Annotated in this window: 27 protein-coding genes and 2 pseudogenes; 15 read left to right on the forward strand and 14 right to left on the reverse strand. The window is 63.0% G+C overall.

Annotated elements, in window-relative coordinates; all coding sequences use genetic code 11:
* Nucleotides 1-451 precede the first annotated feature (451 nt).
* The 7 genes and pseudogenes from FEF26_RS15780 (at nt 452) to FEF26_RS16135 (ending at nt 4532) form a co-directional block, all read left to right on the forward strand.
* Nucleotides 452-676 carry a helix-turn-helix transcriptional regulator gene (locus FEF26_RS15780; RefSeq protein ID WP_166433035.1) on the forward strand — a complete coding sequence of 75 codons (225 nt, stop codon included), beginning with the start codon at nt 452-454 and terminating at the stop codon, nt 674-676.
* 70 nt (nt 677-746) lie between these two features.
* Nucleotides 747-1319, forward strand: a complete 573-nt coding sequence (locus tag FEF26_RS13125; RefSeq protein WP_138253997.1) for a hypothetical protein — start codon at nt 747-749, stop codon at nt 1317-1319.
* A 54-nt stretch (nt 1320-1373) separates the two neighbouring features.
* The gene (locus FEF26_RS13130) at nt 1374-1766 is read left to right on the forward strand and encodes a hypothetical protein (RefSeq protein WP_138253998.1); all 393 of its coding nucleotides are present in this window, start codon (nt 1374-1376) and stop codon (nt 1764-1766) included.
* Between the two features lie 68 nt (nt 1767-1834).
* Nucleotides 1835-2992: a metallophosphoesterase gene (locus tag FEF26_RS13135; protein ID WP_166433036.1), complete on the forward strand. Its 1158-nt coding sequence runs from the start codon at nt 1835-1837 to the stop codon at nt 2990-2992.
* Nucleotides 2992-4086, forward strand: a complete 1095-nt coding sequence (locus FEF26_RS13140; protein WP_138254000.1) for an N-formylglutamate amidohydrolase — start codon at nt 2992-2994, stop codon at nt 4084-4086. Before FEF26_RS13135 ends, FEF26_RS13140 begins: the two co-directional genes overlap by 1 nt.
* Nucleotides 4046-4270, forward strand: a pseudogene (locus FEF26_RS16420) (phosphoglycerate mutase family protein); the annotation flags it as partial. The gene FEF26_RS13140 and the pseudogene FEF26_RS16420, both read left to right, overlap by 41 nt.
* Nucleotides 4271-4331: 61 nt before the next feature.
* Complete coding sequence (locus FEF26_RS16135) at nt 4332-4532, forward strand: metallophosphoesterase family protein (RefSeq protein ID WP_243730586.1); 201 nt, start codon at nt 4332-4334, stop codon at nt 4530-4532.
* Nucleotides 4533-4921: 389 nt separating this feature from the next.
* On the opposite strand, the gene FEF26_RS13150 is transcribed toward FEF26_RS16135, so the two are convergent.
* From FEF26_RS13150 to FEF26_RS13175, 6 genes are all read right to left on the reverse strand, one after another.
* Complete coding sequence (locus FEF26_RS13150) at nt 4922-6676, reverse strand: recombinase family protein (RefSeq protein ID WP_138254002.1); 1755 nt, start codon at nt 6674-6676, stop codon at nt 4922-4924.
* Nucleotides 6677-6877: 201 nt separating this feature from the next.
* Entirely contained in the window at nt 6878-7078 is a 201-nt protein-coding gene (locus FEF26_RS13155; RefSeq protein ID WP_138254003.1) for a hypothetical protein, read from the reverse strand.
* On the reverse strand, nt 7078-7689 hold the full coding sequence (locus FEF26_RS13160) for a hypothetical protein (protein WP_138254004.1): 612 nt from the start codon (nt 7687-7689) through the stop codon (nt 7078-7080). The genes FEF26_RS13155 and FEF26_RS13160 overlap by 1 nt, the downstream gene beginning before the upstream one ends.
* Nucleotides 7690-7710: 21 nt before the next feature.
* Nucleotides 7711-8157, reverse strand: coding sequence for a single-stranded DNA-binding protein (locus FEF26_RS13165; protein WP_138254005.1), 447 nt, complete (start codon nt 8155-8157; stop codon nt 7711-7713).
* Between the two features lie 95 nt (nt 8158-8252).
* Entirely contained in the window at nt 8253-10046 is a 1794-nt protein-coding gene (locus tag FEF26_RS13170; protein WP_243730587.1) for a type IV secretory system conjugative DNA transfer family protein, read from the reverse strand.
* Nucleotides 10043-10612: a hypothetical protein gene (locus FEF26_RS13175; RefSeq protein ID WP_243730588.1), complete on the reverse strand. Its 570-nt coding sequence runs from the start codon at nt 10610-10612 to the stop codon at nt 10043-10045. The genes FEF26_RS13170 and FEF26_RS13175 overlap by 4 nt, the downstream gene beginning before the upstream one ends.
* 98 nt (nt 10613-10710) lie before the next feature.
* Between FEF26_RS13175 and cmtR the strand changes: the two genes are divergently transcribed.
* From cmtR to FEF26_RS13200, 6 genes are all read left to right on the forward strand, one after another.
* The gene (gene cmtR, locus FEF26_RS13180; protein ID WP_138254006.1) at nt 10711-11073 is read left to right on the forward strand and encodes a Cd(II)/Pb(II)-sensing metalloregulatory transcriptional regulator CmtR; all 363 of its coding nucleotides are present in this window, start codon (nt 10711-10713) and stop codon (nt 11071-11073) included.
* Nucleotides 11070-13067 (forward strand): heavy metal translocating P-type ATPase, encoded by a 1998-nt coding sequence (locus FEF26_RS13185; RefSeq protein ID WP_138254007.1) that lies wholly within the window; start codon nt 11070-11072, stop codon nt 13065-13067. The genes cmtR and FEF26_RS13185 overlap by 4 nt, the downstream gene beginning before the upstream one ends.
* Nucleotides 13064-13933 (forward strand): flavin-containing monooxygenase, encoded by an 870-nt coding sequence (locus FEF26_RS16425; protein WP_208012927.1) that lies wholly within the window; start codon nt 13064-13066, stop codon nt 13931-13933. The genes FEF26_RS13185 and FEF26_RS16425 overlap by 4 nt, the downstream gene beginning before the upstream one ends.
* Nucleotides 13884-14126 (forward strand): hypothetical protein, encoded by a 243-nt coding sequence (locus FEF26_RS15970; RefSeq protein WP_208012928.1) that lies wholly within the window; start codon nt 13884-13886, stop codon nt 14124-14126. Before FEF26_RS16425 ends, FEF26_RS15970 begins: the two co-directional genes overlap by 50 nt.
* A gap of 171 nt (nt 14127-14297) precedes the next feature.
* A complete protein-coding gene (locus tag FEF26_RS13195) occupies nt 14298-15284 on the forward strand; it encodes an arsenic resistance protein (protein WP_138254008.1) in 987 nt (328 codons plus the stop codon).
* Nucleotides 15281-15691, forward strand: a complete 411-nt coding sequence (locus tag FEF26_RS13200) for a MerR family transcriptional regulator (RefSeq protein WP_138254009.1) — start codon at nt 15281-15283, stop codon at nt 15689-15691. Before FEF26_RS13195 ends, FEF26_RS13200 begins: the two co-directional genes overlap by 4 nt.
* A gap of 20 nt (nt 15692-15711) precedes the next feature.
* Here FEF26_RS13200 and FEF26_RS13205 read toward each other — a convergent pair whose 3' ends face one another.
* From FEF26_RS13205 to FEF26_RS13245, 8 genes and pseudogenes are all read right to left on the reverse strand, one after another.
* The gene (locus FEF26_RS13205) at nt 15712-16176 is read right to left on the reverse strand and encodes a hypothetical protein (RefSeq protein ID WP_138254010.1); all 465 of its coding nucleotides are present in this window, start codon (nt 16174-16176) and stop codon (nt 15712-15714) included.
* A gap of 18 nt (nt 16177-16194) precedes the next feature.
* A complete protein-coding gene (locus FEF26_RS13210; protein WP_243730589.1) occupies nt 16195-17598 on the reverse strand; it encodes an ATP-binding protein in 1404 nt (467 codons plus the stop codon).
* Nucleotides 17599-17669: 71 nt separating this feature from the next.
* Nucleotides 17670-18059 (reverse strand): annotated as a pseudogene (locus FEF26_RS13215) (transposase); the annotation flags it as partial.
* Nucleotides 18060-18589: 530 nt separating this feature from the next.
* Nucleotides 18590-19528 carry a hypothetical protein gene (locus FEF26_RS13225; protein ID WP_138254012.1) on the reverse strand — a complete coding sequence of 313 codons (939 nt, stop codon included), beginning with the start codon at nt 19526-19528 and terminating at the stop codon, nt 18590-18592.
* Nucleotides 19529-19618: 90 nt separating this feature from the next.
* Nucleotides 19619-21088 carry an SCO6880 family protein gene (locus FEF26_RS13230; RefSeq protein WP_138254013.1) on the reverse strand — a complete coding sequence of 490 codons (1470 nt, stop codon included), beginning with the start codon at nt 21086-21088 and terminating at the stop codon, nt 19619-19621.
* 8 nt (nt 21089-21096) lie between these two features.
* Entirely contained in the window at nt 21097-22575 is a 1479-nt protein-coding gene (locus FEF26_RS13235; protein ID WP_138254014.1) for a type IV secretion system protein, read from the reverse strand.
* 46 nt (nt 22576-22621) lie between these two features.
* Nucleotides 22622-22948, reverse strand: a complete 327-nt coding sequence (locus tag FEF26_RS13240; protein WP_300345736.1) for a DUF6112 family protein — start codon at nt 22946-22948, stop codon at nt 22622-22624.
* 123 nt (nt 22949-23071) lie between these two features.
* Nucleotides 23072-23338: a DUF6112 family protein gene (locus FEF26_RS13245; protein ID WP_138254015.1), complete on the reverse strand. Its 267-nt coding sequence runs from the start codon at nt 23336-23338 to the stop codon at nt 23072-23074.
* A gap of 898 nt (nt 23339-24236) precedes the next feature.
* Between FEF26_RS13245 and FEF26_RS13250 the strand changes: the two genes are divergently transcribed.
* Both FEF26_RS13250 and FEF26_RS13255 read left to right on the forward strand, forming a co-directional pair.
* Nucleotides 24237-24956 (forward strand): copper resistance CopC family protein, encoded by a 720-nt coding sequence (locus FEF26_RS13250; RefSeq protein ID WP_166433038.1) that lies wholly within the window; start codon nt 24237-24239, stop codon nt 24954-24956.
* 236 nt (nt 24957-25192) lie between these two features.
* Nucleotides 25193-26224: a copper resistance D family protein gene (locus FEF26_RS13255; RefSeq protein WP_166433039.1), complete on the forward strand. Its 1032-nt coding sequence runs from the start codon at nt 25193-25195 to the stop codon at nt 26222-26224.
* Nucleotides 26225-26281: the final 57 nt, after the last annotated feature.

The raw sequence follows: 26281 nt of genomic DNA on the forward strand, positions 1-26281 counted from the left end.
TGACCGCGCTCACGTTCAGGACCGTCATGGTCACCAGGTGCTACACCACTCTATGGGGCACTACTTCAGTGACTCGCGCCAGCCTGAGCCTGCCACCGGGCGCAGAACGAGGTTCTGATCAAGCTGCCATACACGACTAGTGCGAGGGCTCCTCCACGCGAGCCCTGGTTGCGGGGCCGGAACCTCGCCGAACCCATCCACATAGTTCCCCGTCGCCTCGGAGTTATCTAGTGGTTTGGGAGGCTCAAGCTCAGTACGCACAGACTCCACTGGTACAGGCAGTCGGATCGGATAGTTCTCGTCTTCCATGGACGCTCATCCCCTCAACCCCGACGCCGTCTCCTCAGATCACCGTATAACCAGACACGGACATGAAGTCGCAGCAGCCCCATCAGCGTCGGTGCTTGGGCGGCTATGGACCCCTAATGAGACAGCCGGACACTACGGGCCTATGAGCACACCAACTATCGAACAAACATCAGAAGACCGAACCGCCCTGCCGAAGCTGCTGACTCGCCAGGAGGCAGCCGACTACCTCGGAGTATCCGCAAAAACAATGGCGAACTGGGCCTCCAGCGGACTCGGCCCCCAGTACTACACGCTCTGCGGCGGCGTCACTCGCTATGACCCCCAGATCATCCACCAATGGCTACAGAACCAGTGCACACCTGACTGACTCAACTGTGCGGTCATTGTCAGGATTTCGGTGTGACCGCTTTGGCTGACGATCCGGACACTCACTGCATATGAAAAACAACAACGTGTACGCAGTGTCCAAGTTCTCACCCATAGAAAAGGCCTTCGGGGACCCCTATCTCGACGAACTTGTGCGAAATGGTCAAGCCTTCCGCGACCTAGCCGAAAGGCTGGGGCATGGTGGGCGTGCTGTCGGCACTCGTGAGGACCTTGCGATCCTCATTTCTGGTGGCCTATCAGCGACAGCCTACGAGGCAGTGAATGAGCGCCGTTCGCTCGCCGAGGCTGGAGAACTCCTCGAAACTCTTGAGCTGAACGAGAAGCGGAGCAAAGAATGGGGGCTAAGCCTCGCTGAGGTCGAGAGCTTCACGTGGTTCCGCAAGCAGCTGGCCACAGCGGTGGCTGACGAACAGTTTCACCAGCAGCCGCCAGACAGTCAGGTGATGCTCCGTGCGATCCAGGAACAAGGCGAGGACGTCGTCAATGGGATTGATGAGATCCGGGTGCAGGGTGCGGTTCACCAAGAGAAACAAATTGATGAGCTCTTTGGGCTCTGGCTCTTCATGGTCAAGGAGATCTTCCTCCTGATCGAAGATGCCAATCAGACCGAAGCCGGTCACTGAAGAGGCGAGGTGGGGCTGATGCACGCTCTGTTTTCTCCCGGACACTCTCAGGGTATGGATACCAACGAGAGCACAGAGACCAACGGCACGAACGAGCGGAACGACCAGTGGGAGACCACCGGCGAACAGGCCGATGAGCTCACCCCACAGAGCACGGGCAGGTGGCTGATCACCACAGAGCACTCCCTGCATATCTGGGATCTCGATGAGATGACCTACACCCGGCTCCCTAAACTCCCCGAAGCTCAACCACACGCGCACGACGAGACGGTAGTCAACATCTATCGGGTTGTCTGGTGGCCCAAGGTCGGGGCCAGGCCCTACCTATGGTTCGACGATCCTGAGCACCCAAAGAATCTCAGGGACTGGCGCATCAACACCACCGTGCTGAAGATCGAACGCCTGGCCGACACCCGGGCCACCACTGATCCGGAAGACCCCTCATGACCCCTGGACCACGAGACCGACTGCAGCACACAGATTCCATGTCGGTGGGGCCCTCTAGGCTGAAATCCATGAGCAGCACCGACTCCACCCAGGACACTGACACAGCCCGCCGGGGTGCCACTGTGGCGATCGCTGGGGACTGGCACGCCAACACATCCTGGGCCATCCGCTCCCTGCGCCACCTGCATTCACTGGGCGTGCGGGAAGTCTTTCAGCTCGGTGACTTCGGCATCTGGCCCGGCCAGAAAGGCATCGATTACCTTGATGCTCTCCAGGACCTCTTGGAAGAGCTTGGGATGCGGGTGGTCGTCACCCCCGGCAACCACGAGGACTACTACCAAATCGCTCAGCTGCCGTTGGAGGACCAGGACGATCAGGAAGCTCATGCCGGTTTCGAGTCGCTGGGTGCGGTGATGTGGGCCAGGGAGCGGATCGCTCTGCTGCCCCGCGGTCACCGGTTCACCCGCAGGGGCTGGAGTTTCGTGTCTCTGGGTGGGGCGCCGTCGGTGGACTTCGAGCACCGCATCACAGGCCAGTCGTGGTGGATAGAAGAGATGATCACCGACGACGACGTCGCCGCTGTCGTCGCGGGTGAGGCGGCGGATGTGATGCTCACCCACGATTCCCCGGAGCCCTGGCACAGCACCGACATGGTCGCCAAGATCATCCAGACCCCACTGGGCCGTTCAGCGGAGGTGCTGGCCTACGCCGCCGAAGGGCGCCGCCGCCTCGATGAAGCCTTCCAAGCCGTGAAGCCCCGCGTGCTGGCGCACGGGCACTATCACGTCACAGACTCCAAACGGATCCAGATCGAGGGCTGCGATCACGAGACTCTCGTGGTCGCCACCGAGTGTGATCAGATGCCCGATGCCAACCTCGGTCTCCTTCACCTCCCCGACGAGCAGACTGAAGGGCAGGAGCCGCGGGTGGAATGGGTGCCGCTACCGCCGGTCACCACTGGGGTGGACCGCAGCCAGCTCGGAGTCTGGCCGGAGAAACCGGTCTGGGTCTGGGAGACCGAGGAGTTCCTGCGGGTCTTCGACGAGGGCCGTTCCGCCCACTGGAACCAGCTCATCGCCGAAGCCGCCGAGGAGCCCACCGGCGCCTGGGTGCACCGCATGGCAGAAGCCCTTGAGCAGTCCAAGAATCCTCGTGTCGGGGAGTTCATGGCCTCCCGGGCCGGCGGCCTGCTGCCCGATCCGCCGGAAGACAGGAGGGATCATTGATGACTCAGAACCCAGAACACAGCACTGCCCAGGACTTTGAGCTTGCCCCGGAGCTCAATACCGGCAGGGGCGTGAACGGGAAGCTCGCCTGGTATCACCGACGGAGTCAGGAGCTCCGCCGGGTCAAGGACCTCTTCTTCCAGGCCCAGACCGCGGAGAACATCTACGAGGACCTGTCGGTCTTTGGCCGGACCCCACAGACCGGGTGTGAGGATCTGCAGGCGCGAGTGCTGGACGGCATCATCCCGGTGCTGGTGCATATCCCGCATGCGGGGCTTCGTGTCCCGTCTGAGCCCACTCGGGACGGGCACCTGTCCCAGGGTGAGCCCTCCACGGAAGAACCTGATCTGCTGGCCCGGGTTCGTGATGCCGCCGACTACGGCGTAGACCACTGCGCACAAGGCGTCTGGAATCGAGCCAACGACGGAGCCCCCTACGTGGTCAAAAACCTCCACTCCCGGCTGACCTTCGACCCCTACGAGCACCCAGACGGTGCCACGCAGAAGCTCCATGCGGCCTACCACCACCTGCTCTCCGAGACTCTGGAGAAGATCCTGGGCCGATTCGGCGAAGCACTGCTCATCAACCTCCACGCCCACGGAACCCCCACCCCGGCCACAGGTGAACCCCAGGGGCCTGCTTTGTGCCTCGGGGTGGACGGGAAGCACCAGAGCAAGCGCATTGAAGGAGTGCTGGAGAGGCTGAGGGCCGAGGGCCTGGCCGCGGTCAACAAGCCGTACTCGGGGGCTTTCGTGCCAGCAGACTACGTCGGCAGACCCGAGATTACTGCGGTGGACTGCCATGTCCGAAAGGACACCTATCTCGATACAGACCACACTCCTCGTCGCACCGGTTCCTACGAGGGGCAAGGAACCGGTCAAGCCCCTGAGATGCGACTGTCTGAGTTGCGGATCGCGATCCGCCGGATCTGGCTGGAGCATGAAGAACCCGGCCGAGAAGCCAGACGCAACGCACGACGAAGAGCTGGCACCACACCGCTGCCTGGACGAAAGGCGACGACCAGGACTGATGACGATGAGGAGGCCCATGATGATGCCGCTGGATCTGATCCTGATCCGACACGGAGAGTCTGAGGGCAACGTCGCCGGTGCCCCGGCCAGGAAGGGCGATGAGTCTCATTACTCGGATGATTTTGTGACCACTCCGGGCCGTGAGTGGCAGTTGACCGAGACAGGGCAGAAGCAAGCCAAGATCGTCGGGCGATATCTGCGTGAAGCGGAGTCCCCTACTACCTATCCCCAGCTGCGAGAAGAAGAGACCACCAGCTTCTATTGCTCGCCGTATGTGCGTACGCGGCAGACTGCCGGCCACCTCGGGCTTGAATACGCCACTGGGGAAGTTCAGGCTGCGCGACCTGGGCCAGCCACTGGTGTGCGGGCACGTCCACACCGACTGGAAGACCAGCCTCTCGTCCCAGGAAACCGCACAGGTCAACGTCGGTGTCGATCAGTGGGACTTCCGACCAGTGCCCGCAGAAGAGGTCCACCGTGCCATCAGAGACCCCAGTAAGCGCAGCTGACCTTGTGCCTCACAAGCCTGACCAACTACAGCGTCCGCGATGCCTCAACCCGCAAGTACAGAGATCTTCAGCAACGAAGTGAACGGCAAGAGTCAGATGGGCTATGATAGAGGATGCTGTTCTGGGCAGAAAGGGGCTTCCGGCCCCCCTGAGCCTGGAAGACAACAAAACTGAATAGTGGGAGGCAGCGCAGCGCGCTGCATGGGCCTTTAGCTCAGTTGGTAGAGCATCGGACTTTAAATAGGAGCGCCTCGGTGGAAACGCTGGGGATGACACCACTCAAAGTCGGGGAACCCTTCCTGGAAGACCTCTAGATGGCAATCCCGAGCCAAGCCGAGACCACGTCTCGGAAGGTGTAGAGACTGGACGGGTGGCACCTACGGCGCAAGCTACGGTGAAGGGACAGTCCAGACCACGAACGCCCCGAAGGGGCGGCGGCGAAAGTCGAAGTGGGAAGTTAATCCGCAGGTCGAGGGTTCGAGCCCCTCAGGGCCCACCAGATCGTTGTTGTTCAAACCGCCGACATCCTCGGTTTGAGTCCTACTGAGGTCTCCGTCCGCCTGTCGGCGTAGTGCGGTGGCCTGGACTTCGGGGTTGAACATGATGTTGAACGGCACCCCCGGCTCCCCGTTCACGACGTCAGCCTCGGCGACGTAGAGCTTGTCGAAGAAGGCCTGGTTCGCGATCCGGCGCAGCGAGTCATCGATACTGGTGTAGATAGCGTGGCAGTCCTTCGCTAGGGCTAGGCAGTCGTCCAGATGTGCCTGGGCTTGTTCGTACTCAGTGGCCCCGGCCTCGATCTGTGCTTCTAGGAACGCAATGCGCTTGCTGATCCTGTCCTGCTCGGTCTTCAGTAGGTCCAGAGGCACAGCCCCGGCGTAGTGAGCCTGGAGCAGCTTGGTCCGTTCATCCAGCAGGTCATCACGTTCACGCTGGTATGCCTGACGTTCCTGCTTGCTGGTGGCGCTGAGCCGGTCGAACTCTGCGGTGATCAGTTCACGCAAGGCGGTGATCACGGGCTCAGGTATCTGCACCCGCCGGTAGTAGTCCTCCACCGCGCGTTCCACATCGGGGATGAACATGGACTTCTGTTCACAGTTGGTCCGCTTGGAGTGCCGGCCAGCACAGATGAAGTACGGGTAGATCATCCCTCGCCGACTGCGGGCCTTGGTCACGATCAGCCGGGAGCCGCACTGACCACAAAAGACCGAGCCCTTCAAGTAGTGCTCGTGGGATTGGGTCTTCTCCCCTGATGTCTGCTTGGCATGAAGCACGGTCTGGACCCGGTACCAGATTTCAGGACTCACCAGCGGCTCATGCAGACCGTCGTAGGTTGCCCCACGGAAGACCACATTGCCCTTGTAGTAGGGATTGGCCAGCATCTTCTGGATCGTGGACAGTCCCAGTGCCTTCGATGGTCGCTTCGGGGTGGGTGCTGTGGTCAGGCCGCGGTCAATGAGTTCATCGCGCAGTGTGCCAGTGGAGTAGTTACCGGTGGCGTATGCCTCGAAGGCCCACTTCACCAGGGCAGCCCGGTCAGGATCAGGCTCCACGATGCGGCGTTCGCGCCCGAGTTCGTCGCGGATAGTGGTGTTGAGGTAGCCGATAGGTGCCCGGCCGTTGGTCCCGCCGGTGACGGCCTTCTGGCTCATGCCCTTGGAGACTTCATTGGCCAGGTTCCGGGAGTAGAACTCCGCAATCGAGGACATGATGCCGTGCAGCAACATCCCCGAGGGCGTCTCGTCGATGTTCTCGGTTGCCGAGACCAGCAGAACACCGGCTTCCTGCAACGCCAGATGGATAGCGACATCGTCAGAGCGGTTCCGCGCCAGACGATCCACCTTGTGCACGATGCAGTAGGCCACCTGATGAGCTTTGATGTACTCGATCATCCGCATCAGCTCGGGCCGGTCGGCCTTGCGGGCGGACTCACCGGCATCCACGAACTCTTCTACGATGATGGCGTTCAGATCGCGGGCCTTGCGTAGGTTGGCTTCCCGCTGAGCCGGGATCGAGAACCCCTCATCCCGGCCGCCCTTGGAGGCTTGCTCCTTGGTGGAGACTCGCAGGTAAGAGACCGCGAGGGTGGTGGTCTCGCCTACCCGGTCCAGGCTGGGATGGTCTGACGCATGTGTGGCTGTCATAGGTCGTGTTTCCTTCCCCGTTACGGGCGGGGCCAACACGAGCAGCACCATGAGATGCCACTGGTGCGGTGCGACTCGTAAACGGGAAACACGACATCAACAGGCTGGGTGGAGCCTGCCGAAGTAAGCCCTATGGGCCAGACATGACTGCGCACCGACAGCCGAACCGTGTCCGGCTGCTGGCTTCTTACATGTCAGATTCTACTCCGGGCTCCGGTCCGCATCTACTGCGATGTCGGAGTCATCGCCGGTCTGCTGGTCAGTGTCGGTAGGGCGGGCACGGTCCAGGGCCATGCCGATGAACACTTGGGCCAGCCGGTGCAGGTCCGGGGCCTCCTGCGGCTGGGCCTCCACCCGCAGGTCCCGCATCCGGTCAGGCAGGCGGTCCGAGGCCTGGCTCATCACAGGCCTCCCGCCTGGTCATCGAGGCGGCGGAAGAACTCGTCTTCGGCTCGTCGTCGCTCTGCGACTTGGGCCATGACGAAGTCCGCGAACTCGCTTTCGCGGTTTTCGATGGTGAGGTCTTCTACCGGTGGGGCGGGGTCTTCTCCGGGCCAGGAGGTCTGTCGGGTGGGTCGGTCCCTGTCTAGCCGTGTGCCGGAGGCTGCGACCCACTCGCGTAGCCGGGCTCTGGCGTCGGCGAAGTCCCGGTGCCAGCCAATTGGGGCTGAGGCGTTCTGTTCGGGGTCGTAGGCTCCGAGCCAGTGCAGGTGTAGGGCGGAGAGTTCCCAGAGCAGTTCGGGGTGGTGGTGCCAGAACGGTGGGATCACACTGGCTGGCAGCCCGTAGGTCCGCCGTAGCCAGTGGACCCATTTGTTCAGTTCCAGCCATTCGGCTTCCAGGTCCTCGGCGGAGAGCAGGTTCCAGTTGATCGGTTTCGGCGGTTCAGGAAGGTCACCGCCGGGGTCGAACCCTGGCTCGAAGCCTGGGTCCGGTTCGTCATAGGCCGTGTCATAGGTGTCGTGGGCCAGGTAGTCCTCCGGCCCCGGGTTGTGTGGGGTGTGCTGGTTCATGGCTCTGGCTCCTGGCCGGTTTCAGAGGCTGAGGTTGGGCGGTTCGGACTGCGGGCTCTGCCGCTGGGGTGCCTCGAACCCGGCGGCCTCGCGTTCGACACTGCGGCGGGGTGTGCGGTCCACCTCGTAGCGGGTGCGGGCCATGTCATGACCGATCCGGCGGGCCACGAATTCCTCACCGGGAGCGGTTAGCCCGTTGGCGTCGGTGTACTCGTATTCGCGCACGTAGCCTTCGGCGATGATCTTGTCGCCCTTGGCCAGGCGTTCATGGCCCTGTTCGGCGGCGGCTTTGAAGGCCACCAGGTTGTGGAAGGTGGTGTCCTTCTGTGTGAACGACCCATCGGCTTCGCGCTGGTAGTGTTCCTTGCCGACCTTGACGAACAGGCGTGGGTCACCGTTTTCGGTGTAGCTCAGCTGCGGTGCTGAGGCGATGAAACCGGAGAATGACTGTTGGGTATGGATCGCCATGACCAGGGCTCCTTATCTGTCACGGCCACCGCCTGGTGCAGGTGGCCTCTGCCAGACAGGTGCACCCCGCCACCCGAGATGCTGTCGTAGCGCAGCTAGGGGCGTGGGTGGTGTTGGAGCATGGCTTCGATCTGTTTCCGGTCGGCCTTCAACTCAGTGGCCTCTGGTCGTTCGGTCCAGCGGCGCAGGTCGGTGATGATCGGCGGTGCGGTCCGCAGCAGGGTGATCCCGGTGCCGAAGGGCAGAGTCCTGATCCGGTCTGGTGGCAGTACCGAGACACGGCGGACGGATCGCTGGTTGGAGCGTGTGCCGTGGTCCCCGATGGTGGTCGAATCGGTGTACTCGTCACGTTCTCCGATGAGGGTGGAGAGGTCTTGGAGGTCCCGGGAGTTCGATGCCCCACCGAGGATGATTTTGACGATCGCGGCATCCCAGATCGCCCCGGCCTGGTTCTCTGACCACTTCTCCCGCGCCTGCGCCAGCGACTGAAGTACCGGCAGGGTCGTGATCCCGGTGCCGCCGCCTTCAGCCATCAACGTCGGCAGGCTGGGCAGGGGTGCGAGGTTGCCGATTTCATCCAGCGCCAACAACAGCGGCGGGTCGAGCCGTGCTCCTGGTGATCGGGCGGCCATACGCCGGGCTGTTTCGACCAGGTCTTCCACGAACGCCGCCACCAGGGAGGCTGAGGCTCCGGCGCCTGCGCCGGTGGCCAACAGGAACAGGCTGCCCCGGTCGCCGAGGAACTGTTCGGGGTCGAAGTCCTCCCCAGCCCTGGGTGAGACCGCATCCAACACCCGAGGATCAGCCAACGCTGACAGGGCCAGGGAGACGCCCTGCCAGATGGAATCCCGGGTCTTCGGGTCAGCTTCCAGCATCGAGGCCAGCGAGTCATCCCATCCGGTCGCCGCCCTCGGGGTGCTGGACAAGATGGTGACCGCCTCGGCGGCAGCTGAGGGGTCCAGAGTCCAGCGAAACAACTCAGCCGGTGACCGATGATCCAACGCCGCCGCATGGAGGAGGGATTGGAGGGCGGTGCGGGTCTTACCTTCCCAGAACCCACCGGATTCGACCCCTCCAGCGGACATGCCAGTCGCTGAAGCCAGGCCGGTAGCCCGGATCATCGCCGTCAGCGGGTCCTCACACCCCCGGATAGGTGACCAGCGCATCCCAGCCGGGATGCCCTCTCCCAGGTGTTGGGGGTCGAAGACCGCCACCGGGCCGATCTTCTCCCTCGCCCGCAACGTAGCGGTGAGGTTATCCGGCCGGGTAGACGTCGTCACCACCGCGCCGGGTGCATCCAGAATCGCGTTGATGACCACATGCAGGCCCTTGCCGGATCGGGGTGGGCCGATCAGCAAGAACGAGTCTTCTACGGAGGCCCACACCTGCTTGCCCGCAGAGGTCCCCAGCAGATAACCCACATCCTCGACGTGCGGCTTCACCAGAGAAGGCCGCAGTGTCCCTGCCCGCCGCAACAGGGCCTTGGAAGTGGCGACTTTGGCAATATCGGCACTGGTGGCGGTGCCTGCCAGCCGATGCGGGTCATTCTGTTTCTGCTGGCCCCAGCGGCGCACCCGAACCCACACCCAGGCACCGACCCCGGCCAGCCCGGCGAGCATCACCCCACTGGTTACCCAGTAGGCCACCGGATGCAGCCCCTCAGCTGCCAGCGCGGCGGAAGGATCACCAGGGCTGAACAGAACCCCCAGTCCGGCAGCCGGGCCAGCCTCCGGCAGGGATGCGCCGGTGACCCAAGCGGCGACAGTGCCAGCAACACGCAGGATCAACGCCACACCCGCCGTCACCATCAGCAGGATGATCAGGGCGTTAGTGACCTCATCACCCATACCCCCGGCTTGGCGAGACCCCGGAGTGATGCCCCGGGTCATGGCAGCCGCCTCACCAGTGTGGTCCCCGAAGACCGGCCAAAGACCAGCACCTCAACACCAGCCCGCAGATTCGCCTTCTGCCGCCGGGTCAGACGGGCCTCGACCTCCCCGTCCTCATTGGCGGTGGTCTCGGTGACTACCGCAGCGATAGCCACGTCCTCACCGGGCACGAACCCCTCACCCGAGACCGTAGCCTGCTTCCCGCTGGGCTTAGACCGTGCCGACTCTGGCTGTTCCTGCTCGGGGTCAGGCTCGGCCTGGGTGCGGCGGCGCGCGCGGATAATGTCAGTAAAAGTGGACCCGTCGGTTTCGTGGACCTCGATCCGCACCGTCCGAGTCCGGTCCCCAGTGACCGTGTCCAGAAGCTCACCGAACCGGGCACGAGACCATGCCCCGTCTTCGGGTGCGGGGAAGTCCTCGCCATCCACGGTGACCGCCAGGGTCCCGGTGGGTTCGGCGACGGTGATGACCACATGAGGCAGCACCGCCGGAACATCCGACTCCTGGTCTAACGGCTTGGTCTTCTTGGTTCGGCGCGAAGGGTGTCTGGTGTTGTCGTGGCTCATGCCAACCAGGTGCGCCTGCAACCTCCCGCGTACTGAAGGTAGCCTTCTGGTTAGGTCACTACTTGCTGACTAGTCATCGTTCGCTGTATGGTCATTGCATGCTGACTATTGCTTCTCGTCTTGATGTGATGAACCGGCTGGGCCGCGCTATGGCCGACCCCACCCGGTCCCGGATTCTGCTGGCCCTGCTGGATGCTCCCGGCTATCCAGCCAAGCTTGCCCGTGACCTGGAGCTGACGCGGACGAACGTGTCGAATCATCTGGCGTGCTTGCGGGATTGCGGGATCGTGGTGGCTGAGCCGGAGGGCCGCCAGACCCGCTATGAGATCGCTGACCCTCACCTGTCAAGGGCGCTGAACGCCTTGGTGGAGACCACCCTGGCAGTCGATGAGGGTGCGGAGTGTCTTGACCCGGTGTGCCCGGAGGGGTGCTGCGCTGGCGGAGAGCAGGTGCAGCGATGAGCGTGGATGCCTGCGGGTGTGCTTCCCCCCGTGAGGACACGGCTTCTGCCGAGACCACTAAAGAACCTCGGTGGTGGGGGGATCGTCGTGTCCTGATTCCGCTGGGCTCGGGGCTGTTGCTGGGCACCGGGTGGGTGTTGGAGTGGTCTGGACTGGCTGACCAGGCCCCGCTTTCGACTGTGACGCTGGCGGTGTTCTGGGTCAGCCTGTTGTTCGGGGCGTCTCAGTTCGTTCCTGGCGCTTTGCGGGCGCTGGTGGTGCGTCGCCGCCTGGGGATCGGATTGTTGATGACGATCAGCGCCACTGGAGCGGTTGCACTGGGTTACATCGAAGAAGCCGCAGCCCTGGCCTTTCTCTATTCCATTGCAGAGGCTTTGGAAGATCGGGCGATGGACAAAGCCCGCTCCGGGCTGCGTTCTCTGCTGAACCTGCTGCCAGCCAGCGCCACCATCGTTGACGAGGCTGGCGATCAGCGGCAGGTCCCTGCCTCTACTCTGGTGCCGGGTCAGCTGATCCGGGTTGCAGCTGGGGAGCGCCTAGCCACGGACGGTGTGGTCCGTACCGGGCGTTCGGCCCTGGATACTTCAGCGATCACTGGTGAGTCGATTCCGGTGGAGGCTGGCCCTGGTGATGAGGTGTTGGCCGGGTCGATCAATACCACCGGGGTTTTAGAGATCGAAGCCACGGCACCAGGCTCAGACAACTCCCTGACCACAGTGGTCCAGTTGGTCGAGCAGGCTCAGGCGGAGAAGGGTGAACGTGCTCGGCTGGCTGATCGGATCGCCCGTCCCCTGGTGCCCGGTGTGCTCCTGCTGGCGATTCTGATCGCGGCGCTGGGTTCACTCTTTGGGGACCCCATGGAGTGGGTCACCCGAGCGATCATCGTTCTGGTGGCCGCCTCACCATGTGCGTTGGCGATCTCGGTACCGATCACCGTGGTCTCTGCCATCGGCGGCGGCAGCAAGCACGGGGTGATCGTCAAGTCCGGTGCAGCTTTCGAGCAACTGGGATCAGTAGGCCACGTGGCCTTCGATAAGACAGGCACACTGACCCGTAACCGCCCCACCGTCAATGCCGTGTTGACTGTCCCCGGGTATACCGAGCAGCAGGTGCTGGACTGGGCGGCAGCACTGGAAGCTCACAGTACGCACCCCCTTGCGGCAGCTATTACCCATGCGACAGCTGGTGTCCCGAAGGCCACCGAAATCACTGAGCACCCCGGACAGGGCATCACCGGAGTTATCGGGGCCAGCCGGATCGCTGTGGGCAGTCCCCGGTGGCTTGATGCCGGGCCGCTGGCCGAAGAGGTCACAGAACTGGAACGGCAAGGCAACACCGTTGTGATCACCCACCACAACGGGGAAGCAGTCGGGGCTGTCGGTGTGCGGGACGAACTGCGTGAAGAAGCCGTAGAAGCGATCCAGCAGCTTGCCCGTGCCGGGGTCAAGGTCACCATGCTCACCGGCGACAACACACGCACCGCCCATGCTCTAGCGGCTGAAGCCGGGATCACGGATGTACGTGCAGAACTCCGCCCAGAAGACAAAGCCGCCGCCATCACCGAACTGCGGGCAGGTAACCGGGTGGCAATGATTGGTGACGGCATCAACGACGCCCCAGCATTGGCCGCCGCAGATATAGGTATCGCCATGGGAGCCACTGGCTCCGACGCCGCTGTGGAATCAGCCGATGTGGCCTTCACCGGCGAAGACATCCGCCTGATCCCTCAAGCCCTGGCACACGCCCGGCGAGGACGGATGATCATCAACCAGAACATCATCCTCTCCTTGACCCTGATCGCGGTGTTACCGCTGTTGGCACTCTTCGGCGTGATCGGCCTGGCCGCCGTCGTCCTCGTCCACGAACTCGCTGAAGTCGTCATCATCCTTAACGGCCTGCGCGCGGCTCGCACCCGCAACTCTCGTGACCCCTCATCACGTCCTGTTGTCTCCGCCAAGGCAGGAGCAGGCTCGGACCATCAAGTACAGCCATGAGTCCAGCAACGTACGAACATCTCGATGTGGCAGTTATCGGTGCGGGCCAAGCGGGTCTTGCACTCGGGTACTACCTGGCCAAAGCAGGGATGAGCTTCCAGCTACTCGAGGCGACCGACAAAGTAGGCACCTCATGGGCACACCGCTGGGACTCTCTGCGCTTGTTCACCCCTGTGCAGTACAACTCGCTGCCTGGATTCGACTTCCCTGGTGAACCGGGGACACACCCTGGCAAAGATGAGGTGGCCGACTACCTAGCCACATATGCCCAACGGCACGCCCTACCCGTTCACCTCGACACCCGCGTGACGAGATTGAACGGAGCAGCAGGGGATTTTCGGCTGTGCTTCGCAAGCAGGGAGCCCCTGAGGGCGAGAGCTGTTGTCGTCGCTACAGGGGCTTTCGGGTCACCCTTCGTGCCCAGTCTGGCCAACGGGCTAGACCCGCAGGTCTTGCAGGTCCACTCCGAGGACTATCGGAACCCGAGTCAGCTACGCGGTGACAACGTCGCTGTCGTCGGGGGTGGAAACTCTGGCTTCCAAATCGCGTTGGAGCTCGCCAACCATGGGAAGAGAGTTTCCCTGTCCGAAGGTGCACGTCTGCGTAGCTTGCCGCAGCGTCTCCTAGGGCGTGATCTGTTCTGGTGGTTGACGACCACAGGTCTCATCGGCGCTGCTGGAAGTTCACACCTGGGTCATCGATTGCGGGCGAATGAGCCCATCATCGGGACCAGCCGTCGAAATCTCCGCAGGGCCGCGGTAAGTTTCCGACCAAGAACCGTGGAGGCACACGGATCGTCTCGCTTTCGAAGACGGCATGGATATCAAGGTAGACACAGTTGTATGGGCCACGGGATATCGACATGATGACACCTGGATCGAGATCCCCGGTGCGCTCAACGAAGACGGCGTCCTTACCAACCAAGACGGCGTCACTCCTGTAGAGGGGCTCTACACCTTGGGGCGGCCGTGGCAGCGCGACCGAGGGTCTTCATTGCTCGGCTATGTCCGCCGAGACGCTGAGAGGCTGGCCCATCGCCTCGTGCGACAGGCTTCGTAACGGCGACGTTCATTCGGCTACTGGTAGTTGCGAGGGTTGTAATTGACCGTCGGTGCAGGGTGGGATCAGCATCTTGACCTTCTAGTTGACTTGAAGGTTTACGCTGAGTCGTCGTCCCTAAGAGGCGACCCCGGGAGTCAAACCGCCATGCGCTGCGAGGAGAGCAACTAGATGAACCTGGTCGAGCGCCTGCAGAGCGTCTTCGTTGCAGCCGCCGCACTGACTGGCCTTGCCGTGGGGTTGCTGACTCCGGTCGGTGAGTTCGGCGAGTATGTGGTGATCCCGGTCCTGCTGGTGATGCTGGTGATGATTTTCGTGCAGATGGACGCCACCCAAGTCAGTGAAGTCCGCCGAGCGAAGTCCCTGGTGGTCGCCAGTCTGGTGCTGAACTACCTGTTCACCCCCGCTGTGGCCTGGGCACTGGGAGCCGGGCTGCTCGGTGACCAGCCGGACCTGCGGATCGGGCTACTGCTACTACTGGTGACGCCGTGTACTGACTGGTACCTGGTCTTCACCGCTGTGGCCAAGGGCCACACCGGGATCGCGGCCGCGTTGTTGCCGGTGAACCTGGTGCTGCAACTATTGTTGTTGCCGGTCTATGTGCTGCTGCTCGGCGGTGAGGCCGCTATGATTGATCCTGGCACGCTGGCTGAGGCGGTGCTGCTGATGCTACTCACCCCGCTGATGGCTGCCTTCCTCATCCGCTGGATCACGCGCAGGACCAAGGGAACACAATGGCAGCAGGAGACGCTGAACCCGGCGGCTGGCCGGCTGGTGGTGCCGCTGCTGTGTCTGGCCGTGTTCGCGATGTTCGCCTGGCAGGCTCACACCGTGGCCGAGCATGGCACCGAACTTGTCTTGCTGCTGCCTGCTCTGGCCGGGTTCTTCATCATCCTGCCCCTGGTGGCTACCGTAGTCTCCAAGCTGATGGGGCTGCCCGGAGCCCAGCGGGTGACTCTGACGATGGTCACCACCGCCAGAAACTCACCGATCGCGTTGGGCATCGCTGTCGCTGCGTTCCCTGACCGGCCGCTGATCGCCGTGGCCCTGGTGGTCGGCCCGCTGATCGAACTGCCGGTCCTAGCCGTGCTGGCTCAAATCGTCCGTCATAAAGGGCCTGGGCTCCAGGGGTCCGCTGACCGGTGGATAGAAGGATGAGGATTTCAGAGGTCACAGCACGGACCGGGGTTCCAGCCACCACGCTGCGCTACTACGAAGACCTCGGTCTGATCACCTCCCAGCGTGGCCCCAACGGGTACCGGGACTACGACCAGACCGTGATTGAACAGTTGGAGTTCATCGCCACCGCCAAGAAGCTCGACCTGGGCCTTGAAGAAGTACGATGGCTCTCCCAAGTCACCGCCACCGGCACATGTACCGCAGTCAGAGAGAACCTGCGCCCAGTGCTTGCTGACCGGCTGGCTCACGTCGAAGAGAACATCCAACGGTTGACCCGCATGCGCGCCCTGATTACCGAAGAACTCGACCACGTAGTCTCCTGCCCCGACACCGACCAGCCGTGCAAATCAGAGTGCGCCTTCCAATCGCTGGCAAAGATGGGATAAGGAGGAAGTGCCGCAGCTGTTCATGACAGCCCAGGCCCCTCTAAATGTGGGGGCTTATCTCGTCTTGTTCCTGGGCGCATGTGGGTGAAGAACCCTTCGCGCAACTTCGTGGCCCGCACTGTGGCGGCCCACTTCTGTGCATAGCCCAGGAGTTGGTGTACGGCGTTCGACGGCACCACACCGTGGTCTGTGGTCACCCACGGATGGGAACCATCGGATCGTTGGTGTCGGGTTTGGGCTTTCCAGCTCCAGGAGGCTGGTAGTCGGTCGGGGTCTGACCAGTCGGTGTCGATGTAGCGTTCCTCGATGGCGAACCGCAGGTCCGTGCGCCCGTGGGGGTAGAGGACGTAGTGGCCGGCTCCGAAGGTCTCGGGATCTTCCTCCGCCAGGGTGATGTGCCGGGCGTAGTCCTGGGCGATCTGCTCTAACCCGTGGGTGAGGATGTCCATGTTCCGGGTGAGCCGCTGACGGTGTTCATCGACCATGGCGGGACCACCTGTCGGCTATGCGCCGCCGGTCATGCGGCCGGTGGTGTCGAAGGCAGTGAGTTCGTCGGGGTGGAGTTGGTGTTGGACGACGAAAGAGCGGTCCTTGATCCGCCACAGCCCCTGTCCGACCCCGAGGGTGGGGAGCAGTTTCTGTTCGGTGCCGGTCAGCCCCAGGGTCTGGGCGGTGGTGCCGAGTTGGTCAGATTCTTGCCGGTAGACGATCCGGGACTCTGCATTCGCCAACAGCGAGTTGGCGAGGGAACGCATGGCGGAGCCGGCGTCGCCGACGTTGTCCAGGTCGGTGAGCTTATGGAAGACCAGCAGGTTGGCGATTCCGTAGTGGCGGGCTAGCCGCCAGTGGGCATCCATGCGCCGCAGCAGGGCGGGGTGGGACATTAGTCGCCAGGCTTCGTCGTAGACCACCCACCGTTGGCCCCCGTTGGGGTCTAGCAGGGCTGATTCCATCCACGCTGAGGCACAGGTCATCAACACGGAGATGAGAGTGCTGTTCTCGGTAACACGGGAAAGGTCGAGGCTGATCATCGGCAGGGAGGGGTCGAACTCGACGGTGGAGGGGCCGTCGAAGAGACCCCCGAGGTCGCCGGCGACCAGGCGGCGCATCGCGTGTCCGACCAGCCTGCCGTCTTCTGCGAGGCGGCCGGTGGGGTCATCGGAGGGGTCGAGGATGCGGTCTACGACCATGGGCAGGATCGGCACTTGGTTCTCTGCCACGGTCTGGGTCAGGGCCAGGTCGATGGCGGTGTGTTCCAACGGAGTCAGCCCCCGGGCCAGCACGGTCTCTGCCAGCGCGCCGAGCAGGCTGCGCCGACGCGAAGCCACGGTGGTCGCCCACTCTGCGTCTGAGAGTCCGCTGGGGCGGTGGCCTTCATCCAGGGGGTTGAGCCGGTTGGCCAGTCCTGCCCCGAGGGCGATGGCCCGGCCGCCTACTGCCTCGGCGACTGGGGTGTGTTCACCTTTCGGGTCGCCGGGGACGTAGACCCTGCGTCCGAATGGCAGGCTGCGGGTGTAGAGGGATTTGGCGAGGCTGGATTTGCCGGAGCCGACGATGCCTGCCAGCACGATGTTCGGTGCGGTGATGATCCCGCGTTGGTAGAGCACCCAGGGGTCATAGACGAAGCTGGCCCCGGAGTAGAGGTCCTGGCCGATGAACATCCCATCAGCCCCCAGCCCGCCTTCGGCGAGGAAGGGGTATGCCCCGGCCAGGGTGGCGCTGGTGTCCTGATGCCGCGGCAACCGAAACCTACCGGGATTCCGCAACGCCGCAGGGCCGGGTTCACCGGCGTCGGGCAGGTACTGCCGTNAAGCCTCGATCCACCGAGGTTCACTCTGCTGGGTCTGTGAGGCATTGAGGATCACGGACGGTGCCGGTGGGCATGGGGAGGTCTCCCGGGCTTGCATCCGGTCTCCTCCACTTCGATATTCCCGGGTTTCCTTGGTCCCGGTGTGAGTGCCCTATGGGGGCTGGCTGGTCAGGTGCTCGCTGCTGCTGGTGGCGGTCCCAGTGCTGTGACCCAGAGCTTGGTGAAGGCTTCTGACCATTTCCATTGAGTGGGCAGGTGCAGGATCAGTCGCCGTGCGTGGTGAGCGATCCGGGCGGGGATGCTGATGATTCTGCTCCTGAGGCTCAGTGCTCGCATGCGGGCCATGGCTCCACCGATCTTCGCTGCCAGCGCCCGCAGGAGGTTGTGTGCGATCACGGCGGTGACCAGCCAGGCGGCGTTTGCTTGGAACCTGCCGGAAGGCATATGCGCCAACGGCCCGGCTTTGAGTTCGGCGTTGACTTGCTCGATCACTGCGTGGCCGCGGTGCATCCGGTCAGCAGCAGCAGTATCGAGGAGGCTGGCATCGATGGTGGTGAAGGGTCGACCAGCGGCGCCCTGTCCCCGTTGCCGGGGGTGGGTTTCCGCTGGCCGCCCACCGAACCGGACGTGCCCATTCCTGAGCATCCGGCTCTCCATTTGATTCATGCCGTTGCGGTGTCGGTCCAGGGTGTCGGAATACGACTTCCGCGATACCGGTACCGGGTAATCAGGATCGCGCGGGGACGGAATAGCTCGATCCCGTCGGCGCGGATCTCCCACCCGGGAAGGTAGCGGCGTTTCACGGTGCGCGCGCTGAGCTTGGGGTGTCGTTTCCGCAACCATCCGTAGATCCGCCAGAACATGTAGTGATCGACGTATCCGAAGGTGCGGTTGGAGACCCCGTGCTGNTGCCCTGCGTTCAGCCCGCTCAGCCTCGGCCTTTTGTCGGAGGGCGTGTTTCTCGGCTTGGCGCTGCTGGGCACGTAGACGGGCTGCGGCTTCCCGGCGCTGTTTGCGTAGGCGACGACGCTCAGCAGCTGGGGCCACCAGCACTGAGGTATGCAGTCTCTCCTGGTCGGGGTCCGGGCTCATCGAGACAGTCCCCGAGTGGTGCTTGTGCTGGTGGGCCGATTCTGGCTGGCGTACCAGTCCCTCCGAGCTTGGGCTTGAGCTTGCTGCTGCTTCGTCGCAGAACCCAGCCGCCCCACAGCGTCCTGACTGGTGGCCCGGCGCCCACCTGCGTTGTTCGCATAGGTGGTCCCTGCTGCGGCGGCACCGGCTGGCGCGCGTCCCGGTCCGGCGAGGCTGCGCCCACCTGCCGCGGCGTATGCCAGCCCGTTGCGGCGCGGGGAGGGCTCCGCTGGTAGTGGGTCTTCCGGGGCGGGGATGGACCGGTAGAGGGCGACGTGGCCCATCTGCTGGTTATACGAGATGGTGTAGTCCCCCTCGGTGATCAGCTTGTCCCCGTCCGCAGCTGGTGGCTGGTCGTAGACGTAGCCGTTCTCCATCGCCGCGTCCGTGGTTTCTTGGCCGGTGTCCCACTGGGCAAGGTGGGTGATACCGGCTTGGGCTCCGTCTTCGTCAATGAGGTCCAGCACCCCATCGGCCTGACCACGGTCGAGGAAGACCACGTTGACCCACCGCCGGGCCGTCTCCTGGGTCATAGGGGTGTGTTCGGTCTGGGGGTGCCAGGCGATGCGCCCGGAATGCTGCGAGGCCTTATCCAACCGGGCATGGACTTGATCGAGCAGGGTGCCGGCTTGGTGGAGTTCATCGGCAGCAGCCAGCGCCTGGTGTGCCCCATTGAGGTGGTTGCCCTCATCGTCGTGAGCCAGTCCCCGGTGGTGCAGGTGGGCCTCGGAGAGTTGGTCGAGGACTTGGCGGAGGGAGCGGACTCCGCTGAGCAGTTCCCCTATCGTCGTATATGTCTCACCAGGGTCTTCGAAGCTCCGGGTGGCATGAGCCAGGCCGCGCAGGGCGTGGGATGCTTCCTCAGCATCGGCCTGGGGGTCATAGAAGGTGGGCATCGGGGGCCTCCTGGGTCAACGAGACAGCGGGGGTCGTTGACCAGGTGCGCCACAGCCACCACCGAGAAGTTCAGCCGCCGGTGGTTGTGGTTAGAGGCGGCGGCACAGTGGTAGGGCTGCGGCGGTGAAGGCGGCTGCTTGTTGGCCCACGAGTAGGCGGGTTTCGCAGGAGGCTTGGATGGCTGCTTGTTCGATGGCTGCAATGTTGGCGTCGAGTTCCTCCACGGTGGGTGCGGTGACTGAGATGAGTCCGGTGTAGCGGAGGACTCCGTGGCCGGCGGTGAGGTCTGCTTCTTGTTGGAGGACGTCGTCGAACTCGGCGGTGTGGGCGGCGTCTTCGATCTGTCCGATTTTGGCCCGGTGGGCCTGGTCGCTGATGTGCTCGACTTTCTTCTTGCGGATGTCTCTGGCGGCTTGGTCGGAGCGCATCGGGGTACACAGCAGGCTGAATGAGCGTTGGATACCGGTGGAGAGTAACACCGGTGAGAGGAATCCGGGGTGGACCATCGAGCGGGGCCACTCCGAAATCCAGAGCACTGCGTGGTGGGCGGAGTCGGTGCGCAGCCGGGACCAAGTCTCGTTGACGGCCACTGGCCCGGCGGTGGCCAGGCTTTGGCCCAGTTCGCCGTGGCGTTGGAGGACGGGGGCGATGGCGGGGTCGTAGGCCGAGCGGAGGATCACCGCGATCTCACCCGGTGTCAGCCACCCGGAGGGGGTGAGGTCGGCGGTGCGCAGCGCGGTGGTCAGGGTGTTCATTTCTTGGCGCAGTACACCTGCAGCGCCTCGGATGCCGCCGCCGGCGGTGCGTATTTGCCGGGCGGCGGCCTTCATATCCAGCGAGAGGCTGATGGTGGTGGCGTGGCGTTCCCCGGCCGGTCCGGCCCGGTCAATCAGCTCGGCGTAGGTCTCAGCAGCCCAGGACCCGTCGTCGGTGCCGTGTTTGGCCCACCACTCGGCTAGCCCGGTCCCGGAGTCCGGGAGGGTGCGTTCTAAGACTTGGAGGGTGGCGACCCGGCCGGAGCGGCACACGGTAGCCAGCACTCGGCCCCAGGCGGTGACTCGGCGTTGCTGCTCGGCAGGGTCCAGCAGTACGAAGGCGGGGTGGGAGACCTCGGTGACCACGGTTAGGGTGTTTGCGGTGGGGTCGTGGATCATCCCGGCCCCTGTCTCGGGGTCGGTGTATTCCCGCAGCCGGGCCATATCCCCAGGCAACGCCAGGGTCCCTTCAGGCCGGGGTGTGGTGATGCGGCGGCGGTACAACAACTGTCCGCCGGTGGTTCGCCAGACCCACCAGAAGCACACCGGTAGCCACTCCACCACCGGGCGTCCTGCAACGGGGATCCACGTCAGCGCGGCGGCGAGAACCCAGATGGGGGTGGTGTAGGCCAGCAGGATGCCGCCCCCGGCGTAGAGGGCACCCACCAGGGACAGCCCACCGATACCGAGGGTGATCAGCTGGGTCAAGGAGAGGCCGAGCAGGATGCCGCGGCGGGTCAGCCGGGAGAACTTCACCGGCACCAACTCCACCGACGAACCCGCCGATGTTGTCTCGCTAGGCATGCTCCCTTTCACCCCTTCCTTCGCTTATGCACATTGGCAGTCGGGTCCTGGGGTGCCGGTGGGTCAGCCTGCGGTGCCCGTGGTGGTGGCGGGTCGGCAGGCTGGCGCGGGGGCTTCGGCGCAGGCTGCCCGTTCCCACCACCTCGGGGTGTTTGGTCGGAGGGGCCACCGGATGGTCTGGGTTGCTGGCCCTCCTGCCCCGGGCGCTGTCCGCCACGGGTACTGGTGTCCGCGGCGTCGGCGGCGGTCTCTGCCTGGTTGCCGAGGGCCTGGCCTGCTTTGGGTCCAGCGGTCGCGGAGTCTTTGGCGACTTTGGCCCCGATCACCGCCGCAGCAGCAGGACCCCCAGCCGCTGCGCCACCGCCTGCACCAGCACCAGCAGTTCCGCCGCCGGTAGCGGTGGTGCCTGATCCGGCGGTGGCACCAGGTCCACCTGGCCCACTGGGCGGCGGGCCGCTGCTGGGTTTTCCTGACGTGGGTTTCTGCCCACCTGGGCCACCACTGGCGGGGTCACTGTTGCCGTCGAGGACTTTCTTCGGCCCCTCGCCCTGGGGCTTGTTCGGGGTCGGCACCGGACGGTTCAAGGACTGTTTGGCTTCCTGCTCAGCCCCGATGGAGTGGTACATGTCCACTCCGACGAAGGAGAGGAACCGGTAGGTCATATACGGGGCGAAGGCGGCCATCAACATCAGCACCACCCCGGCCAGCGGATCACTGACCGAGGCCAGGTCCGCTTCGATGGGTGCGGAGACTTGGGTGATGGCCACCAAGAACATGACCGTCAGCACGAGTTTGGACACGGCCAGGGCGATGACGAACATCGCCCATTTGCCGATCCAGCCTTTGCTGGCATCCCAGGAGGCCCCAGCAAACGCCAACGGCGCAAGGACGACAGCGACGAGGATGAGGGCTTTGCGGACCAGCAGGGAGAGCCAGACGATCGCTGCGGCAGAGATGGCCAGTCCTGCCATGAAGATGGTGATGATCGCACCCACACCCGGGGCGGCAATATTGATCGCGGTCAGTCCTGCGGCCAGGGCGGCGATCTTGTTACCCATGGATTCGGTGGTTTCCCCGGCGGCCTGGATGATCCCCAAACTCAGCTGATCCACGACTTCCAGCAGCAGGGCGGTCAGGGTGACCGCGATGAAGGAACCGAGCACGGATTTCGCTAATCCGAGGGCGGCTCTGGTGAGGGCGCCGGGGTCGCGGCGGATCAGGCCGGTGATCAGTTGCAGGCAGAAGAACAGCAACATCACGAAGACCGCGATGCCGAAGACGATGTTGTAGACCCCCAGGTACTCCTCACTGGTGACATCAACCAAGGTGGTGGTATCGAACACCGCCCAGACGGCTTCAAAGAGCCAGCCGGCGGCAGCACCCATGGCTTGGGCTAGCCAGTCGAATGGGGCTGAGATGAGGCTGGCGGCTGCTTCGCCTGCGGTATCGCAGACGTTGGAGATGACGGGAACATCGCACAGGCCCACCGCACATCACTCCTTCACAAACAAAGGGGGCTGGGAGACGGTGGGGTTAGACCTGTTGGCCGACGTTCCAGAAGAAGTTGATCAGTGTGACGCTGGCTCCGCAGATGATCGCGGCCCCGCAGGAGACCAGCACGCCGATCTTGCCTCGGCCTGCCAGGTGGGGGTTGGAGCTGTTGGCTCCGAAGCCCCACACGATCGCTGAAATAATCAAGGCCAGCACGGAGAGCACCAGGCCGATGGTCATGACCGCCCCGACGATGGTGCGCAGCTGGCTGATACCCGGCAGCCCGGATTCGTTCGGGCTGATGTCGATCTGAGCCACCACCACCGGATCAGCCACCGGGGTGGGAGTGGCGAGTGTGGCGGTGTGGATGGCCTCAGAGAGTGTGATGAGAGTGTCCACGACAACTGCTCCTTCAGATGAGAAACGAGTGGGTCGTGAAGGAGGTGCACACCCCATCCCCGCCCTGCTTGGACCGGGCCGGGGCAAGGATGGTTAGAGATGCCCGCCGAGGTCGATCAGCCAGTTCATCCAGGTCATCGCCCCACCGGCGAGGATCGCCGCCCCGAGGCAGACCAGCACCCCGGTCCTGCCTTTGGCTGCGGAGGCTTGGTTGCCGTGTGAAGACGCGACACCCCAGATGATCGCGGAGACAATGATCATCAACACTGCGACCACCAGCACAAAGGTCAGCAAAGCCCCGACCACCTCACGCAGCTCAGCGATCCCGGAAAGGCCCTCAAAATCGGGAAAGACGCTCATGACGGGCTTCCGCCGACGGACGGTTTACGCCGCCTAGGAGTTTTTGCCTTTTCCATAGCTACTAGGTGCTCTACTGGACCTCACGCCGATCGCGGCCTCATGGGTCGGTGTGTACAGGTAGTAGACTTCTACAAGCCGTAGAACTTATTGGGCTACTGCCCGAACTGATGCCGTGGAGGTAGTCGCATGGGCCGAAGGGAGACTCGGCATGATTCCGAACTTCACGGGCCATGGCGGGTGATCCGAGGCATAGTTCTTGGTCTTGTTGCTGTAGCTTCCACCGCTATAGCTCATTACGCAGTCACGGGACACGTGCCGCCTGTCACTACCATTTTGTTGGCTCTTGCGATTACAAGTCCGGTTTGCGTAGCCCTCTCTCGCCTTCCCTGCAGCCGACTTCGCTTGGCTGGGGCGGTGCTACTCGGTCAATCAACGCTTCACCTGCTCTTTGGAGACACGAGGGCAACAGTCGGGGACCATCACCATCAGTTTCTGCTGCATACGGAACCCGGCGCTCTGTTCACTCACATCATTGCGTTGTCAGTTACTTACGCTGCGGTGCGAAAAGGGGACCAGGTAGCCCGTGTCCTCCAGCAGATACTTAGGCTGGCTTTCCTCAGCCCGTTTCCAGAAGTCAACACGACGCGATGTTATCCGAGTCATGTCCCGGCGGTAACTGCTGCGTGGGTTCCATTTGAGTCTCGACCTGGCGATAACCCTAATCCTTTACGAGGCCCGCCGAAGCCCCTCTGCTCGTTACCTCGGTGACACCTGGCGAAGTCTTAGTAGGACAGGCCCGTCACCGCATCGTGCGACCCCGATCGCTAACGCGCTGAACCACGCGCTCTAGCCTCCTTTGAACTCTACCGCCGTCCTACATCGCGCAAGGAACCACCCCGTGAAATCAACCTCAGATACCGTAGTCTCAGACCACAATCCCACTTCCTCAACATACGGACCGCTGAAACGTGGGCTACTAGGAATCGGAGCATTCCTCTCCGCCTCCGTGGTGGCGCAACTTTCCTCTATTGCGCCAGCGGTGGCCCATGATGTGCTGCTCTCCTCGACCCCAGAGCCGGACCAGGTTGTGAGTGAGCCTCTCCACGCAGTGGAGCTGGAATTCTCTGGCTCCGGCTTGATTGCCAGTGAATCTATTAACAACGTGATCCAGGTAGTGGACTCCGACGGGGAGAACTGGGCCGGCAATGTTGAGGTCGACGGCCCGACCGCTACTGCTGAGCTAGATGACGAGTTGCCCGATGGCTCTTACGAAGTCGTCTATCGGGTCGCCTATTCGGATGGTCATGTTGAAGAAGAGTCGTTCGACTTCGAGATGCGTGCGAATCTAGAGAACCCTGTAGAAGACGCGCAGGAGGACCAGCAAGATAGCGGTGCCACTACTGATGAAGAACCGGAACCTACTGATCAAGCTCCGATGCAGGAGGTCCCGAGCGACGAGGACCGAACTACATCCGACGAGCCTGAGTCGACGTCGGTGTGGCCGGTCTTTGCAGTGATTGCCGCGGTGCTCGCTGCCGGTGTTGTGACCGTGCTGGAGCGTCGCCGGGCAAGAAGTAAAAAAGCGGATGATTCCATTCGTGAAGACCCCAGACCGTGATCCACTGACAGATAGGACGGTCGAGGGATATGTCTGACGCCAGCAACCACTCTAAACACTCGAAACTAAGAAACTTCGCGCGGCCTTGGATTGTTAGCGCAATCCCACTTGCGGGCTTGCTCGCTCTTATCACTGCCGGAGTAACCACCGGAGTTGGTGAATCCACTCAACTCTCCGATCCTGGGGCAGCAACTCGATGGGGACTTTCTATCGCGCGATTTGTGCACTACTCAGCGATGGCGACCGCTGTCAGTGCTGCGCTATTCGCTGCAGCAATCCTCCCTATGAGGGGGAAACTCGCGACAGGCTCATTTTCACAGCAAGTACGTGAGGAAGACGGGCTATCCCCACTTATGAAGAGTGCATTGCTCATTAGTGGGATTGCAGGCCTCGTCTGGACGGGAGCGGCACTTGCGGTCCTGGTCTACAGCTACTCACTTATCGCAGGCGAGCCACTTTCAGCCTCACGGGAGTTCTCCCGCGGCTTCTTCAATTATGTCCAGTCGGTAGAGACAGGCCAGGCCTGGATTGCAGTAGTGGCAATTTCAGCAACTTTTACTACGGGCCTCTTTGGTTTTCGCTCAAGAAAGGGAGTGCTCCTACTTGTACTGCTCGGACTTAGCGCGATCATCCCTATTGCGCTCGTCGGGCACTCCGCCTCTGCTGAGAACCACACGGAAGCGGTCACCTCTTTAGTTCTTCATATTTTGGGACTAACCCTGTGGGTGGGTGGCCTCTTTGTTCTACTCCTCCTTGGGCTGGCGCAATGGGTACAGAAACCACCAAGAAGCAGAAGAAGTGAGACCTGTCGTGAACTCGATCTAGTGATACGCCGCTATTCGAGAGTCGCGAGCGTCGGGCTCGCTCTCACCGTCGCTTCAGGGGTAATAAACGGCATGTTGAGGATAAGAAACGTTAGCGAACAGCTGACGTCTGAGTACGGCGTCATGCTCCTTGTCAAAACTGGTGCGACCGTACTTCTTGCTGGTATCGGCTTCGTTCTTCGACAGTGGGTGATTCCGCAGATACGGGGAGCCGATGATGACTCTAAGCACGGACCTGTGACCTGGCTGTGGCGACTCATATGGGTCGAGGCTCTCCTGATGGGTGCCATCATTGGCGTTAGTACTGTGCTTGCGCGAACCGCGCCGCCTAGTAATGAGCAAGAGTACATAGACGCCACGCCTGCTCTTATTCTTACCGGTTATGAGATGCCGCCTGACCCGGAGCTTACCCTTTGGGCGACCCTTTGGAGGCCGGTGGCATGACCCCCTAATTTCGGTCCACGAGTTATGAGAGTCGCACTAGCGCCCGGTGCTCCGGGC

Source organism: Nesterenkonia salmonea (assembly GCF_005771525.1).
GTDB classification, from domain to species: domain Bacteria; phylum Actinomycetota; class Actinomycetes; order Actinomycetales; family Micrococcaceae; genus Nesterenkonia; species Nesterenkonia salmonea.